Origin of the sequence: Streptomyces sp. NBC_00637, from assembly GCF_045161545.1 — a bacterium.
In the GTDB taxonomy this organism is placed as follows: domain Bacteria; phylum Actinomycetota; class Actinomycetes; order Streptomycetales; family Streptomycetaceae; genus Streptomyces.
On record NZ_CP109049.1, the window covers coordinates 38329 to 53466 of the forward strand.

Annotated in this window: 16 protein-coding genes; 10 read left to right on the plus strand and 6 right to left on the minus strand. The window is 71.7% G+C overall.

All coding sequences use genetic code 11. The annotated features are described in order from the left end of the window. The 7 genes from OG440_RS41505 (at position 1) to OG440_RS41535 (ending at position 4515) form a co-directional block, all read left to right on the plus strand. Positions 1-495, plus strand: a complete 495-nt coding sequence (locus tag OG440_RS41505) for a hypothetical protein (protein ID WP_331738005.1) — start codon at positions 1-3, stop codon at positions 493-495. A gap of 4 nt (positions 496-499) precedes the next feature. Next, complete coding sequence (locus OG440_RS41510) at positions 500-1216, plus strand: hypothetical protein (RefSeq protein WP_331738007.1); 717 nt, start codon at positions 500-502, stop codon at positions 1214-1216. A 63-nt stretch (positions 1217-1279) separates the two neighbouring features. Then, positions 1280-1876, plus strand: coding sequence for a hypothetical protein (locus OG440_RS41515; RefSeq protein WP_331738010.1), 597 nt, complete (start codon positions 1280-1282; stop codon positions 1874-1876). Further along, positions 1873-2280 carry a ParB N-terminal domain-containing protein gene (locus OG440_RS41520; protein WP_331738013.1) on the plus strand — a complete coding sequence of 136 codons (408 nt, stop codon included), beginning with the start codon at positions 1873-1875 and terminating at the stop codon, positions 2278-2280. Before OG440_RS41515 ends, OG440_RS41520 begins: the two co-directional genes overlap by 4 nt. After that, entirely contained in the window at positions 2277-2645 is a 369-nt protein-coding gene (locus tag OG440_RS41525; RefSeq protein ID WP_406011675.1) for a hypothetical protein, read from the plus strand. The genes OG440_RS41520 and OG440_RS41525 overlap by 4 nt, the downstream gene beginning before the upstream one ends. A gap of 236 nt (positions 2646-2881) precedes the next feature. After that, complete coding sequence (locus OG440_RS41530; protein ID WP_331738017.1) at positions 2882-3658, plus strand: ParA family protein; 777 nt, start codon at positions 2882-2884, stop codon at positions 3656-3658. Continuing rightward, positions 3655-4515 (plus strand): hypothetical protein, encoded by an 861-nt coding sequence (locus OG440_RS41535; RefSeq protein WP_331738020.1) that lies wholly within the window; start codon positions 3655-3657, stop codon positions 4513-4515. The genes OG440_RS41530 and OG440_RS41535 overlap by 4 nt, the downstream gene beginning before the upstream one ends. 94 nt (positions 4516-4609) lie before the next feature. Here OG440_RS41535 and OG440_RS41540 read toward each other — a convergent pair whose 3' ends face one another. Then, complete coding sequence (locus OG440_RS41540; protein WP_331738022.1) at positions 4610-4831, minus strand: hypothetical protein; 222 nt, start codon at positions 4829-4831, stop codon at positions 4610-4612. Between the two features lie 29 nt (positions 4832-4860). Further along, positions 4861-5202: a hypothetical protein gene (locus OG440_RS41545; protein ID WP_331738024.1), complete on the minus strand. Its 342-nt coding sequence runs from the start codon at positions 5200-5202 to the stop codon at positions 4861-4863. Between the two features lie 296 nt (positions 5203-5498). On the opposite strand from OG440_RS41545, the gene mobF reads away from it, so the two are divergent. Beyond that, positions 5499-7469 carry a MobF family relaxase gene (gene mobF / locus OG440_RS41550; RefSeq protein WP_331738026.1) on the plus strand — a complete coding sequence of 657 codons (1971 nt, stop codon included), beginning with the start codon at positions 5499-5501 and terminating at the stop codon, positions 7467-7469. 298 nt (positions 7470-7767) lie between these two features. Continuing rightward, positions 7768-7929, plus strand: coding sequence for a hypothetical protein (locus OG440_RS41555; protein WP_406011676.1), 162 nt, complete (start codon positions 7768-7770; stop codon positions 7927-7929). On the opposite strand, the gene OG440_RS41560 is transcribed toward OG440_RS41555, so the two are convergent. Beyond that, entirely contained in the window at positions 7893-8336 is a 444-nt protein-coding gene (locus tag OG440_RS41560; protein WP_331738028.1) for a hypothetical protein, read from the minus strand. The two genes, OG440_RS41555 and OG440_RS41560, sit on opposite strands and share 37 nt — an antisense overlap. Before the next feature lie 687 nt (positions 8337-9023). Here OG440_RS41560 and OG440_RS41565 point away from each other — a divergent pair. Then, positions 9024-10661: a replication-relaxation family protein gene (locus OG440_RS41565; protein ID WP_331738030.1), complete on the plus strand. Its 1638-nt coding sequence runs from the start codon at positions 9024-9026 to the stop codon at positions 10659-10661. 167 nt (positions 10662-10828) lie between these two features. Here OG440_RS41565 and OG440_RS41570 read toward each other — a convergent pair whose 3' ends face one another. Genes OG440_RS41570 through OG440_RS41580 form a run of 3 tightly spaced genes read right to left on the minus strand, consistent with a single transcriptional unit; the run spans position 10829 to position 14462 of the window. After that, positions 10829-11650: a hypothetical protein gene (locus tag OG440_RS41570; RefSeq protein WP_331738032.1), complete on the minus strand. Its 822-nt coding sequence runs from the start codon at positions 11648-11650 to the stop codon at positions 10829-10831. Continuing rightward, positions 11647-11946: a hypothetical protein gene (locus OG440_RS41575; protein WP_331738034.1), complete on the minus strand. Its 300-nt coding sequence runs from the start codon at positions 11944-11946 to the stop codon at positions 11647-11649. Before OG440_RS41575 ends, OG440_RS41570 begins: the two co-directional genes overlap by 4 nt. Further along, complete coding sequence (locus tag OG440_RS41580; RefSeq protein ID WP_331738036.1) at positions 11946-14462, minus strand: Helicase associated domain protein; 2517 nt, start codon at positions 14460-14462, stop codon at positions 11946-11948. The genes OG440_RS41575 and OG440_RS41580 overlap by 1 nt, the downstream gene beginning before the upstream one ends. Between the last annotated feature and the right edge of the window lie 676 nt (positions 14463-15138).

The following is a 15138-nucleotide window of genomic DNA, read 5'->3' on the forward strand; positions in this document are numbered from 1 at the left end:
GTGGCCGACGACGACGCGATAGCCCTGGACGGATTCCTGGACGAGGAGACCGTGCCCGGCGACCTGCACGGGTCGACGGCGCGGTTCCGCCTCACCGTCTCCCCGACGGACGAGCGCGCGGACGAGATGATCCTGCCCTGCAGCGTCACCGACTCTGAGCTTGCGCACGCGGTCATCCACGACCTGGTCCCCGGCGACAAGCTCCGCGTCACCGGCTACCTCCGGCTGCCCCGCACGCCGGACGAGCCGATGTGGCTGGCCGTCAGCACGCTCGCCGTGCTGGAGACCGCGCCGGAGCTGTCCGACCCGGCCGCCGTCGCCACGGCCGTCATCGAGCGGTACGGCCCGTACGTCTGCTGGTTCGACTCCGAGGACTCCGGTGAGGTGCCGGTGTGGACCGAGGCGGGAGTCTGGGTGGGCACCGCCGGCGATCCGGGTGCGCTGGGCGAACTGATCGAGGCGTTCGAGCAGCGCCAGGCCGCCGACGGCGGGTGAGCCCGTGCCCATCCGTCCCGAGAACCTGCACCGCTATCCGCGCGACTGGAACGAGATCAGCGCGCGGATCCGGTTCGAGCGAGCGGGCGGCCGCTGCGAGTGCACGGGCCACTGTGGCCTGACGCACCTGGGCGGCCGCTGCCCCGCCGTCCATGAGGAGATCCACCCGGACACCGGGTCCGTGGTCGGCCTCACCACCGCCCACCTCAACCACACCCCCGAAGACGTGCGAGACGAGAACCTGCTCGCCGCCTGCCAGCTCTGCCACCTGCGGATCGACCACGGACATCACCGGGTCACCCGCTCGATCACCCTCGCCGCCCGCGCGGCCGCCGCCGGACAGCTCGGACTCCTCCCCGAGACCACGCTCGTCCGCACCGAGCCGCCCACCCCGCCGCGCCCCACCCGGGGCCGCGCCCCTGCGGCCACGCTCCACCAGCTGCCCTTCCCGGACCACGACCAGGAGAAGAAGCCCATGGCTCGCATCAGCGTGAAGATCGCCCCGCTCCACCCCGACGGCACCGAGTGCACCCACGCGGTCCGGCCCTCCGGCAAGCCCCGCGACGCCGACTCCGGCTGCGCCGGCCGCCGCAACTACGCCGTGGTGTGCAGCTCCTGCGGCACGGTCGGCGAGCCGCACGGCCTGCGCGTCCTCGCCGAACCGGCGCAGAGCGCGCACCGCGACAGCCACAAGGCCGCCCTCGCCCCGGCCTCCCGCTGACCCCACCCGCTCCGGCCGCCGGGACCACCATGGTCCCGGCGGCCCCGTCGAATGTGAGGGCCGATGCCCACCACCGTCTTCGACCAGTTCACCCGCCGCACCGCCGACGTCACCGCCCAGCTCACCACCCTCGGCATCCCGCTCACCGCGCCGGCCCCGCCGCCCGCCGACCTCAACCCGGCCGACCCGTGGGCCAGCAACTACGCCGTGCCGGTCGACCGCTCCAGCCTCGCCTGGTGCACCGCCGTGACGATGCTCGCCGACCACCACCACACCGGCATCGACCGCCAGGTCCTCGCCGCCGACGCCCTGCTGCGCGAGCTCGGAGTCCGCGGCCTCGCCCAGCTCCACTCCGACCTCCACGCGGGCGCCCGCATCGACTACCGCTTCACCCGCTGCCCGTACTGCTCCGGCATCGGCGAGGACCCCACTCAGCCGACCTGCGGTGAAGTCGGCTGCGCGTCGTGGCTTGAGTTCGCCGGACACGATCACGTGTGCCCGGTCTGCCGCGGCGACGACTTCCAGCCGGAGTGGTTCGCCGAAGAGCAGATGACCGAGCTCGAGGAACTGCTCGCCGACGCCATCGAGGAGCGCGAGGAGCGCGCCTCCCTCCGCTACCGGCTCGGGACGTTGCTGCGGCGCCGGGGGATGCGCTCGTGACGGCCCGCGTCGTCGACGGCAAGCCCTGGACCGGGCGCATGCGTACTGCGGCGCTCCGGCCGGGGCTGGTCCGGCCTGCCGAGTTCTCTACGTGGGCCGGTGCTCGCCGCTATCACGAGCGGCACAGGCGGGACCGTCAGGTGCTGGAGAAGCTGCGGGCCTCGATCCCCAGGGACGGGATCCGGGAGCCGCTCCTGCTGGGCGTCCGCGCCGCCGACCGGCTCGTCTTCGTCTTCGAGGGGCACCACCGGGCCGTCATCGCCCTCGAACTGGGGGTGCGCTCCTTCCCCTTCCGGTGGTTCTGGGACCCGGACGTCCAGGTCGTGGAGCACGAGCCGTTCCCGCATCACGCGCTGGGACCGGACGGGCAGGAGTGGCTGTGCCACCAGGAGGCGCGCTCATGACCGCCCGCTTCCGCAGATGCGGCCACGGCAGCGGACCGATGCACCCCGGCGACCAGAAGGCCGTCGCGGAGTTCACCGCCATGCTCGCCGCCCGCCAGCGGCCGGCCCCGTGGACCGGCCGCGGCGACATCGCCGTACAGATCGGCGAGCGCGGCCTGGAGCGCGGACGCCCGCTCCCCGACCAGCAGCCCGAGACCGACCCGCTCGCCCTGGTCCTCATCCACCCCGACACCGAGACCGCCCTCACCAGCACACTCCACTGCGCCCGGACCCGAATCCACGGCGCCTGGACCGACCCCTACCGGCTCCTTACCCACGCCTTCGCCGGGCGCGTTCTCCCGGTCGGCATCGACCTGAGCGCCTGAGTGCACACGAAGCGGCCCTCGCCTTCCCGGACCTCGGTTCGGGCGGGCGAGGGCCGCTTTTTTGCGTTCCACGGGGAAGAACCGGCCCCCGACGCGAACGCCGCACGGGCGTCCCGCAGTTCTGGACCCTGCTCTCCCTCGTTCGGGTTGTCCCGTGCCACGGCCCCCGCCGCTGCTCCTATCGACACCGCCCGCGGAGGGCTTGGCGCCCTTGAAGCAGCGCTATCGTGCCCGTCATGACCGAACCATTCCCGTCCGAAGAGGACGCCCCGGTGCCTGCCGAGCCCGTGGGTAACCTGCCCATCCCCAACACCCACCCCGACGGCGGCCCGCGCAGCATCGTCTTCGTCAACGAAAAGCCCGGCACCGCGAAGAGCACCTCTGCCGTCCTCACTGCGCTCGCCCTCCACGAGGACGGCCAGGACGTCGTCCTCATCGACGGCGACGTCAACGGCAAGTCCGTCATGGGCTGGCACAACGCGATCGGCGGCTTCCCGTTCCGCGTCTTCCAGATGCCGTCGGTAACCCTGCACCAGGACATCCCGAAGACCTTCGCCGACCCCAAGACCCGCATCGTCATCGACGCCCCGCCGCTGGAGAACCAGCCCGGCATCGCGCGCTCTGCCATGCGGTACGCAGACCTCAGCGTCATCCCCGTCGCTCCGTCGTCTATGGAGACCGAGCGGATGGGCGACATCCGTGACGAGATCAACGACCTGGGCCCGCTGACCCTCAACGGCATCTGCGCCCGAGTCCTGCTCAACCGCTGCATCCCCCAGGCCAAGCGGCACAACAGGCTCTACCGGAACATCCTGGTCTCTGGAGGGTGGAACGTCTTCGATACCGCCATCCCCATGGTCACCGAGTTCCAGGGCGCCTGGGGCAAGACCATCGAAGCCGGAGGCGGCGAGTACGACCAGCTCCTGGTCGAACTCGGCATCCGGCAGACCCGTGACACCACCTACGACGAGCTGGTGTCGTACCTGACCAAGGCGCGGGAGAACAACGCGTGACCGAGAAGGACACTGCTGCGCCTGCTGCGCCCGCCGCGCGGCGCGGTAGCCGCCGACGTCGGCCCGACTACAAGGCTGACGAGGCCGCGGCGAAGAAGGCGGTGGCCACCCACCGCCCCGGCGGCCGTCCCAAGAGCCACCAGAACCCGGTCTTCCTCTCTCCCGAGTACGACCAGGGCTCCCCGGCTGAACGGCTGGCCAAGCTCGAAGCGCTCATCTCCGCGGCGCAGTCGGCAGCTGAGACCAGCCTGATCGTCGCGCACAACGAGTTCGTCATGCAGGCCGGCCCCGCCCTCATCAAGATCAAGGAAGACGATCTGTGGCAGGCGGGCGGGTACACCAGCTTCAAGGACTACTTCGAGAAGAAGTGGAAGTACACCGAGCAGCGGGCGTATCAGCTCATCAGGGCTGTGCCGGTGATAGCGGCCCTCAAGGGTGTTGCCACCGTGAAGATCAACGAGGGGCAGTGCCGCGAGCTCGCGCCGGTCGCCCGCGATCACGACGCCGCCACGGTTCAGAAGATCTGGCGCGCGGCTGAGTCCAAGGGCAAGGTCACCGCGAAGGCGCTGGCCGCCGCACGCGATGAGCTCAACATCAAGGTCGCCGTCGACGACGCTGAGCGGACGGTGCCTCGCAGCAGGAAGGCTCCGGCACCTGCGCCGGTCGACCCTGTCCGGCGGCTCGCCGGGTACGTCGGCCACGTCGAGACCTTCGCCCAGCAGGTACAAGGACTCGCTGACGCGTACGCCGACGCTGCGAAGAAGGACGCCCCAGCAGCTGAGAAGCTGCTCGCGGAAATCCGGGGACACATGGCGGCCGCCGCCGCTGCGTTCCCTCAGCAGCCCCCGAGCGACTAAACAATTGTTCAGTCGCCAACGGCCCCGCATCGAGGAAGGATGCGGGGCCGTCGCGTTGAGGGTACGGCTGGTTGGGGAGCTGTGCGCTCCCTGCTCAGTCCTGGAACTCGGTGCTCTTGACGCCGTAGAACGTGGGCTTCGCGGGGCGGACCTCGGACTGCTCCAGCGTGTCGGCGAGCGGGGCGAACCCCTCGCTGCGTCGGACGACGTTGAGGAACTTGCCCAGCGCGTCCTTGTCCTCCCACAGCTCCTGGGCGGTGCTGATGATCAACGACTTCAGATGATCCGACTCGGTCACGGTCTCGTTCGCTGCCACGCGGTGTCCCCTCCTGGTGTACGGGACGATCAGCCAACCAACTGGTGACCCGCGCCCACAAGACGGCCTTCGGCCAGCGGGCGGTCCAGGATGCTGTGGGTCCCGATCCGGTGCCATATGACGTGGGGGAGCCCGGCGACCTTCTCCCCGCCGTACGACCACGTCGCGCGCCCGTCCGGTGCCCAGGTGAGCTCGTAGACGCCAGGGGCGCGGCGCACGCCCTTGATCCGTAAGCCGGGGCGGAACTGGCGGCCGGTGCGCAGGTCGGGGACGAAGGCGTCCAGGACGACGCGGCGGAAGCGCCGGCGCTGGGCGGGGGTGAGGTGCTGGAGGTCGGCGGTGAAGCGGGGGCAGGTCTCGAAGGTGGGCACGGTGGTCTCCTCCGGGCAGCACGACGAAGCCCCCGGCGGGTGCCGGGGGCTGCTGTAGGCGGTGCTTCCTTGGTGGTGTTCGTTCGGTGGCGCTGGATGGTGCTCGGCGGTGCTGGATGGTGTCGTTCGGGCCGTGGTGTGAGTGCTGCCGGAGAGCGATGACATTTGCGTTCGGCCCGGGGCCGCTTCCCGCCCGGCGGGCACCCGAGAAGAAAGTTCGGCTGCTGCTCCCGCCTGGCGGGACGTACCGCTGATCGGCCTTTTCTTCCAGGTCAGAGCCGTGTGGCGTGGTCTCCATGACAGTGGATATCAAGGTGATCCGGGCAGGTCAGATGTACCGCTACTACCTGCGTCAGACTGTCGTCGGCGACGGCCGGCGCCCGGCCCGCACACCGCTGCGCGTCGCCCAGGAGCAAGCCGGGGTCCCGGTCGGGCGATGGATGGGACGCGGCCTGGCCGTGCTCGGACTGGCGCCGGGTGAGGAGGTCACCGAGGCGCAGCTGCGGAACCTGTTCGGCGAGCGGGGCCGCCACCCGTACGCGGACCGGATCGAGGCCGACCGGCTCGCCGCGGGCGACTCCGCGAAGAAGGCGTTCAAGGCCGGCGCCCTCGGACGCCGGGTCACGGTCACCGGCGTCGACTTCGTGTTCCGGCCGCAGCCGACGATCTACCTCCTGTGGGCTCTGGGGGATGAGGAGACCCGGCGGGTGATCGAGGCCGCGCACGAGCGGGCGATCGAGCGGGTGCTGGAGTGGATCGAGGACGAGGTCGCGGTGATCCGGTACGGCAAGGACGGCATCTACCGGGTGCGGCCGCCGGGCGGTCTGGTCGCCGCGCGCTTCCGCCACTACGAGGCGCGCTCCGGGCGGCCCTTGCTCCACGACCATCTGCTGCTGTCCGTGAAGGGGCAGCGTCTGGACGGGAGGTGGGGGTCGATCCACTCCACGGCCCTGTACGAGAACACCGTGGCCGCGTCCGCGCTCTACAACGAGCTCGTTGCTGCGGAGGTCTGCGAGGCGCTGGGGCTGGCGACCGAGCCGCGGATCGTCACCCCGGGGCGCCGGCCTGTGATGGAGATTGCGGGGGTGCCGCACGAGCTGATCCGCTGGACTGCCCGGCGCAGTGACCAGATCGCCGCCTGCTTGGAAGAGCTGGAGCACGAGTACGTCACCGCCGTCGACGACGACGGTGAGCTGAAGTTCCTGCCTGTGGTCTCCGAGCGGGCCCGCGCCAAGATGAACCAGATCGCCGCCCGCAAGACCCGCCCGCCCAAGCGGAAGACCCAGCCGCTCGCGCAGCTGCGCGTCTGGTGGAAGGTGAGCGCAATCCTCACCTCCAAGGTCGCCGCCGACGTCATCAACTCCCTCCTCGAGCACGCCCGCGCCGCAGCCGTGGCGATCCGGGCCCGGGTCGCCGCCGTGGTCGACGTCGCCCTGGCGGCCGTCGACGTCACCGCGACGGTGTTCGTGATGAACGAGGGCGGGCGCTTCCACCGTCGGCACCTGCTCGCCGAAGCCCGACGTCACCTCGCCCTGGTCCTGCGCGGCCGCCGCCGCGACCCCGGCCTGGACGACCAGATCGTGGCCGCCGCCATCTCCAAGCACTGCCTGGACATCAGCGAGCCGAAGACCACGATCGGTCTGCTGGCGGACTACCGCCTCTACACCGCCCGGTGGGACATGGCCGACCTCCCCGCCCGGCCCCGCCCACCCACTCCCGCGCCCGACCTGGACCGGCAGCCCCCGGCCGATCCCGGCGAGCCGGCTGCGCTCCGGCCGCCGGGCCAGGACGCGGGAGAGTGGGAGATACCCCGCATCCCGCTCCAGTACGACCGTGCCGTCCTCGCCGGTGCGGTGGTCCGGGAGAAGCTGCGCGCCACCACGACCGCCGCCGTGCGGGGCCGGGCGTACGACGTCGTCGCCCACCAGCAGGCGGCGATGCCCGAGCAGCTGCTCGCGCCCCCGGCCGCCGAAGCCGAGCACGACGACCAGGAGCCGGAGCCGGGCCGCCAGGAGGCGATCGACATGACGTCCGTGCGGGCCCTGCGGGAGTCCCGTACGGACGTGGAAGCCCTCGATCTCACAGCCGACCGACTGCGCCGCCTCCAGGAGGTGGCCGCCAAGATGGCCGAAGACTCCCGCGTCCGCGCGGACCGCCACACCGCACAGGCCGACGCCGACGTAGTGCGCCCGGTGCGCCCGGACGACCAGCAGGCGCACCGCCCGCAGGAGCCCGGACCGCACCGCGGCCGCGAGGCTGGCCACTGAGTGGACCCGGTGGTGCGCACCCGGTGCGGTGCACCCCACTCCACCGAGTGGAGGCCACCGCACCGCAGTGGAGACCACCGTGCGCGGCATCCGTTCCACCGGGTGGAGCCCACTCGGTGGAGCGGACGCCATCGGGCGGGAGTGGACAACATCGCCGGGGACGATGCCGTGCATCCACCCGGTGCGCGCCTGCCGCATTTCCCCTTGACCTCGGCCCGTGTCAAGGGGAAACGCGCCGCCCCCAGATGCTCCACTCCACCGCACCGACCCCACCCGGTGCGCACCGCCCACCGAGTGGATGCGCACCGGATGGACGGTGGTGCGCATCGTGGTGCGCACCGGATGGACCCGGGTGCACCACCGCACCGCGCCGGTGCACCGCACCACCGCACCGGTGCGCACCCAGCTGGTGCGGTGGTGCGGTTACCGGTGCGCGCCGGGTGCGGAGAGCACCGCGTGAGCCACCCCCAGGTGCGCGTCGCGCGACGCCTCCAAGGTGTCGGCGAAGTCCTCGTGGTCGGGGTCAGGGACGACGCTCACCATGAACCGGATGATGCTGCGGGCGATGCCCGGCACCGCCGTGGTGGGAGAGTCCCGCGCCCAGTCGCGCAGCGTGGACAGCAGTACGCACCCGACCTCGTCCAGGGCGAAGGAGTCGGCGCACAGGTCGGTCTCTGCGTCCACGGCCGTGACGGGCCAGACGATGTCCTCTGCGAGCCGCAGCAGGATGAACGCCAGCTCCGGGTCGGCTTCTGCCCGCCCGGCGACGGCACCGCCGCCACCCATCTGGAGCGCCAGGAGGTAGTCGAAGCCCCGTTCCACCTGGTCGGGCGTCAGCGGAGTACGGGACGGGATCAGGTACGGCATCAAGCTCTCCTCACGATGGCCGCCGCGCGACTCGCGGCGTGCTCATCGCATGGTTGGCGTGCGGGCCTGTGGACAGAGGCCAGAGATTTCTCCCTGCTGCAAGAGAACGGGACGAACTGGGGCTGCAAGGGCCAAACCGGGCCCCCTTGTCCAGCATGGTCGGCCCGACTACGCACCCGGCCCTGACCCCTTGTCCACCTCTGCTACCGCCCGACCGCCGCCGCGTTTCTCCTTGACCAGGCTCGCTACCGGCCACGGTTAGACCGCGGACAAGGGGGTCCCCTGCACGCTGCTCCTTCGCGACGACTGCCCTGGCCGGGGCAGCGAAGGAGACGAGACGATGGCGAACACCCACCCGAGGGCCGGGCACCGGCTCCGCTCGGGCCGATCACACCGGAAGGCTGGCCCGTGGCGGGCAAGCCCAAGGGGACTCCCTGGGTGCCCCCTTCGAAGGGCACTCGGGAACCCCCTTTGGTGCCCGGCACCCGGGGTCGGGGGAAAACCCCTTGTCAGGGCCGTAATCCGCGCGAAAACTGCGTCGTCACAACCCTCTTCTCTCCTCCTGATGTCCGTAGTGGAGGAGATCATCGGGTTCCGGGGGGCCCGGACGCCCTCCCAGGCCAGGCGCGGCCAGCAGCGGCGCCGGTCGGCCGGCGACCGGTCGCGAGCAACGAGGGAGCAGAGCTGATGGCGGGGAAGAGGAAGACCAACCCGGCGGGGTCGACGAACAGCTACCGCGGCGACGTGCTGCGCGTGCTCGGAGCGCTGAAGGTCGCGACGGCTGATCAGATCCAGCGGATCGGTGCTCCGCACCTGACGTTCCGGCACGCCGACAAGGAGACCCCGTCGAAGCAGAAGCAGGCCCGCACCGCCTCGCACACCGGCGCGCTCTCCGACATGCGCAAGCACGGCCTGTCCGAGAACGGCGGCTCCACCGAGACGGGCGACGCCCTGCGGAACCTGACCACCAAGGGCCTGGAAGCCGCCTCCCACGAGCTGCGGCGCCCGGCGACGGAGATGGGCTCCACCGCGCGCGGCGCGGGCTCCAGCGGCGCCTCCCACCCGATGGCCGTCAACGAGACGGTGATCGCGATGCTGCGCCCGAAGCCGAACCTGGCCAAGCTCGCCGACGACCCGCCGCACGTTCAGGCAGCCGCCCAGGCCGCCGTCGACGGACCCGACGGGATCGGCACCATCGCCTCGTACTGGACCGAGGTCCCGCTGCCCGCGACCGGTACGTGGAACGCGCCCGGCAAGGGCGGCGCCCAGGCCGATCTGGTTCTCACCGCACCGCAGGACGGGGTGCCGCTGCTGTTCATCGAGGTCGACAACTGCCATGAGACCGCGGAGGAGCTCGCCGCCAAGCTGGAGAAGTACGCCCGGTTCTTCAAGCGGAAGGTGAAGGACACCGACGGCAAGGAGCGCCCGATGTGGCGCACCCGCTGGACGGCGCCGGACGCCATCTCCGGCGACAAGACGCACCCGCCCGTCCTGCTGGTGTTCAACCGGGTCGGCGAGCGCAACCCCAACCGCACGGTCCCGCGCCTGATGGAACTCACCCGGCACCTGTGGGAGGGCGAGCGGCAGAAGGCCGGCCACCATCGCTATGACGGGCGGATCCCGATCATCGCGACCGGCCTGAAGAACCTGAGCCAGCACGGCCCGACGGGCGCGGTCTTCCTCCGCTTCGGCCGCGACCACATGGAGCCCCTGCGGGAGGCGATCGGCAACCCCCGCCGCGAGGCCGCCGACACCCGAGCCCGGGAAGAGACCGCGCGTGCTCAGCGGGAGTACCAGGCGAAGGTGCAGCGCGCGGCGCAGGAGCAGGCGGCGAAGAAGGCAGCCGAGCGTGAGGCGCGTCGTCCCGTGTGCGCCGACTGCGGGGCGAAGTTCACCGACGAACGCTGGGAGGCGGCACAGGCGACGGACTGGGGCACCCCGAAGGACTCCCACCCGCACCTGTGCGACGCCTGCAAGCAGAAGGCCGGCGCCGTCGTCAGCCCAGCGGCTGACACGCGAGAGCGCCAGGAGCCGGTGCGCAGCGAGGCAGGACGGGACGACTTCTGGCCCGACCCCCAGCGCCCCGTCTGCACCGAATGCGGTGCGGCGTTCACCGACGAACGATGGAAGGCGACCAAGCCCGTCGGCTGGACCCGGTCCCCGGCGAAACGCCCGTCTCTGTGCGGGGACTGCGACCAGCGGTACGAGGCCGACTTGGACCTGACCTGGGGTGTGAGTCCCCGGCAGGAGGAGCAGGACCAGGAGCAGGACCAGGCCGTGCCCAAGCAGAAGGGCACCGGCTGGTTCTCCCGGCTGCGCGGCTGAAGCGGGCAAGCCCAAGGCGACCCTGGGCAAGCCCGCACGGTCGGTGTTGGGCAAGCCCAAGGCGACCCTGGGCAAGCCCGCAGTCGGCGGGCGGCTGAGGCGCTGACCGACGACAGCGGGGCCGGCCAGGATCACCCTGCCCGGCCCCGCTGCTGGTTCCCGGCTGCTCACCGGCTGAGGCGGATCCGCGGCCCCCACACGAACTCGAGGTCGTCCAGGAAGACCGTCTCCAGCTCCTTCTCCCACTGGCCACGCAGGAGGAACGGGGCGCTCTCCATCCGCTCCACGATGACCAGGGTCTCCGGCTGTCCGATCAGCGCGTACCGGCCGTGCGAGGCGGGCTTGCTGCCCGGCCCGTGTGTGCGCAGCATCTCCTCCAGGCGGCCGCGGTGCTGCTCCACGAACGCCTCCAGGCGCTCGATGTACCCCTCGCGTTCCTCGGGGCGCACTGCGCTCAGAGCGGCGTCCAGGAAGTCACTGCCGTCCGGCCAGTGCCGCTCACCCGGCGCGGCCACGGCCCACGGGAAGCGCTCTGCGGCCGCCAGGACGTCCTTCGCGTCCAGCGCCGGGGCTGCCGGGCCCGGCTCCGGCTCCGGCTCGGGAGCCTCCTGCGGGGCGGGGGAGGCGGGCTGCTGAAGGTGGGCGACCAGCATGGCGCTGGAGGCGGCGCGCCCTCGCCCGGCGGTGGCGGTGGTGTCGGCGATGCGCAGCAGGTAGCTGGCGACGTCGCGGACACCGGCGAACCAGCCGTCCTCGAACCGCGGCTCGGACCCGTGCGGGGGACTGCTTTCGGAGATCCAGGTGTGGGCGCCGGCTACCGCCCCGGCCTCCAGCTTGGCCACGATGTCGTCGGCCTGCTCGTGCCCGATGCCGACGGCGGCCAGGGCCTGGAAGACCGTGAACCGGGCGTCGGTGGCCTCGTGCTGGTGGTGGCTGATGCGGGCCAGCTCCTGGCCGTACGCGTCGGCGTCGTGCTGCTCGGTGCTCACGCGGTGCCTCCCTTGTCGTGGTGGGTGCGGTGGGCGACCCAGTCCGGATCGCGTACGGGCGTCGGTGCTCGGGTCTCGGTGGCCGGGGCGCGCATGATGCGCCAGCTGGTGCGCGGCGCGGTGACGGCGTGGACCAGGACGACGACGGCCTGGCGGGCGGCGCCGCCCCGGACCCACGTCCCGGTGAAGCGGACCTGATCGGCCGCCCAGTCGCCCAGCCGCTGCCACGGGCGCAGCCGCCCGAGCAGGTAGCCGGCGGCGAGCGCGGCGGCCGCGGTGACGAGGACGCCCACCATCAGGACCACCGCATCCCGATCGCGGACAGCTGCTCCATCCGCTCCGGCGTCAGGGTCGCCGCCCGGCTGCGCTGGTTCCCGATCCAGGCGCCCAGCTTGTGTTCCCGCTCCTCCTGGTCCTCGCCGACGATCCGCTCGACGTGCTTTCTGGGGACCTGAAGGTGCCCCTCACGCTCGTAGAACTGGCGGGCGGCCTCGTAGTTCAGCGCCCACTTGTCGGCCTGCGTACGGCGCTTGGGCTTCTCGTCCTCGCTGGCGGGTGTGATCCCGAGAACCTGCTCGCACATCCACTGCTGCACGGCCGTGAGCTCGTCCCAGCCGAGCCGGACCGACTGCACCCACCGTCCGAGATCCTCGCCCTGGCGCACGACGTCGCCCACTTCGGTGGGCAGCGCCTCGCCCGCGTCCAGGTGCATCCGGACCAGGTGGAAGGCCCGCTGCCACGTCACCGGCCAGCTCGGGCACCAGGACGCGTCGATCTCCTCCAGCTGCTCACGCCGCTCGTCCGACAGCGCCCCGGCCGACGACTCCACCGGCAGCCCCTCGGCACGCCGCTGCTCGTTCTCGGCAGCCTTGCGGGCGGCGGCCCGCGCGTTCTTCAGGAAGATGCCCACCTTCGCGCCCTGGAAGGTGGCGTCCAGCGGGGCCAGGAGGTGCCCGTGTTCGGCCGCCCACCCGCGCGCGGCGGACAGGCCCTCCTCCCACGCGACGTCGAAGTGGCTCCAGATCATGCCGAGCTTCTCCAGCTGCGCGACGCGGTCCTCGTCCATGTCGCCGCGGGCGTAGAACCGGCGTGCGTCGGCGGTCCACTGCCCGAGCGGGAAGTTGGCGAGTGAGGCCGGCCACCCGGTGGCTTCCGCCTCCTGGTCGACGGCGGGCACGCGGAACGTGAACGGCACGCGGAGGTCGCCGTGCTCGCGGGCGTAGATGACGGCGGCCTCCACGCCGCGCCGCCAGTGTTCGTGCTCGGGGTTGAGGACCCGCAGGTTGATGAACGCTGCGAGGGCGGCCGGGTCGCGGGGCGTGGAGAACTTCAGCAGGGCCTTGGCGGGGGCGCTGACGCCTCCGGAGCCCTCGCCGCTCCCGCCCGTGCTCTTCCCGCTGTTGTCCTTGCTGACGGGCTTGTAGCGGCTCGGGGCCTGCTGCTCCGCGAGGCTCTCCACGATCCGCGCGTCGTGCGCCCGCAGCGCCTCCAGCAGCTTGGCCAGCCCGCCGAAGGCACGGCTCGTGAGCATGTTGTCCGCCGTCTCGCCCGGCCCGAGCAGCACCGGCCCCACGAGCGAGGCCACCTTGCCCTCGCCCGGCTGCATCCGCAGCGCCCGGCCCACGGCCTGGACCAGGTCCGGCATCGACCCGCGCACGTCCGCCCAGTACACGGAGTCGCAGTTCTTGGTGTCGACGCCCTCGCCCAACACCTTCACCGAGCACAGGAAGCACTTCTCCACCACGGTGCCGTCCGTGGCGATCCCGGCCGCGAACTCGCCCAGCAGGCGACGGCGGTGGAGCGGCTTGTGGTCGCCGCACAGCCAGTCCGCCCAGATCGTCTTGGGGTACAGCTCGGGGTCGCTGGCGTGCAGTTGGGCAGCGACGTCAGGGAGGCCGGCCGCGAAGGCTTCGGCTTCCCTGACGACGTGGTGGAAGACGAGCGTGCGCCGGAAGTTCTCCTCCGCGGACGCCTTCACCAGGGCGGTCTGGAGCGCGGCGAGCCGGGCCCCGCGGACCTCTGCCGAGCGGCTTTCGGCGCCCAGGAGCTGCGCGGCCTGGAGCGCGGTGTCGGTGACGTCCACGCAGACGACCTGGTAGGGGGCACAGATTCCCCTGTCGATGGCGTCCGAGAGGGTCAGGGTGAAGCAGCGGCTGCCGAAGGGGCCCTCGGGGTCGTCTTCCATGCTCGCGACCAGCTCGCCGGGGGCGCCGGCCTCGTCCTCGTCCCCGAGCTGCCACAGCCGGGGCGTGGCCGTCATGTAGAGGCGGCGCAGGGAGGGGATCTTCTGGTTGTCGTGGACGACCGCCCACGGCTTCCCGATCCGGCCCGAAACCCTGTGGGCTTCGTCCACGACGATCAGGTCCCAAGCCGAAAGGCCGGCGGCGTGCGCCCGCTCCAGCGTGCCCAGACCGAGCGAGGCGTACGTGGCGTACACGGTCACCTTGTCCAGGCCCCGCGTCCACTCCACCAGCTCGTCCACGTCCGTGGTGTTGGGGAAGGACACCTCCTCACCCCGCAGCGAGGACACCCCGATCATCGGCCCCCGGCGGCCGCCCTCGCGCCACGCGGTCTCGGTCTGAGCGAGCAGGTCCAGCGAGGGCACGAGCACCAGCACACGGCCCGCGTGGAGCTCCTCCGCGCTGCGGACCGCCACGCGGGTCTTCCCGGACCCGGTCGCCATGATCACCTGCGTTCGAAGCCCCCGTTCGGGCACAAGCGATCTTGCAGGCAATTCGAGGGCGCGCACGACCGCGTCAATGGCTTCTCGCTGGGCTGCCTCGCGCTGGTCAACGCGGTCTGTGCTCGACATATCGCCTGCCTTCTGCTGGGATGCCGTCCGGTCGATTCGAGCGGCGGGAAACGGGAAACCTGCACGTAGGGGAGCCACAAGGGCTACGGTTGGACTGACGCGATCGGCTGGTTGCTTTGCCTCACCGGAGCACCAGCAAGGCCGTGGGATGGATCTCGATAACCCTTCGGAGCGGTCCGGGGTGGTGTGCTCTGAGTCCATAGCTTATCTCGGCTCTAAAAATGAAGCACATAGAATCGCAAGATTCCCTCTAACGTGGCCGAAAGCTGCTAGTCTTGCCTTATCGCAAGCCAATCCAGCGCCTTGACGCCCCCTCAGTCCGCTCCTTTTCTGCGGGTGGTCGGCCCCCGCGATCCGTCACCCGCCCGACTACCTGTCACCTCCCCTTCCTCTTGCTGCTGCTCGGGCCGCAGGCCCGTGGGTGGGCCGCGCGGAGCGTGGCACGCCTGGCCCGCACGGGAGAGCGGGGCGCGCCTGGTGTGGCTGGAGCGCAGCGGAGGCCACGGGTCGGCCGGAGGCCGGCCCCGGCCCGCAACGCGGGCCGGATGCCCTGCGGTTGACGGTGGGCGCGGAGCGCGTGCCGCCCGGCGGTGAGCGGAGCGAGCCGCATCCGCTCACGCGGAGCGGGAGCGGCCGGGGAGCGCAGCGACCCGGCTCGCTGTGACGGGCGCAGCCC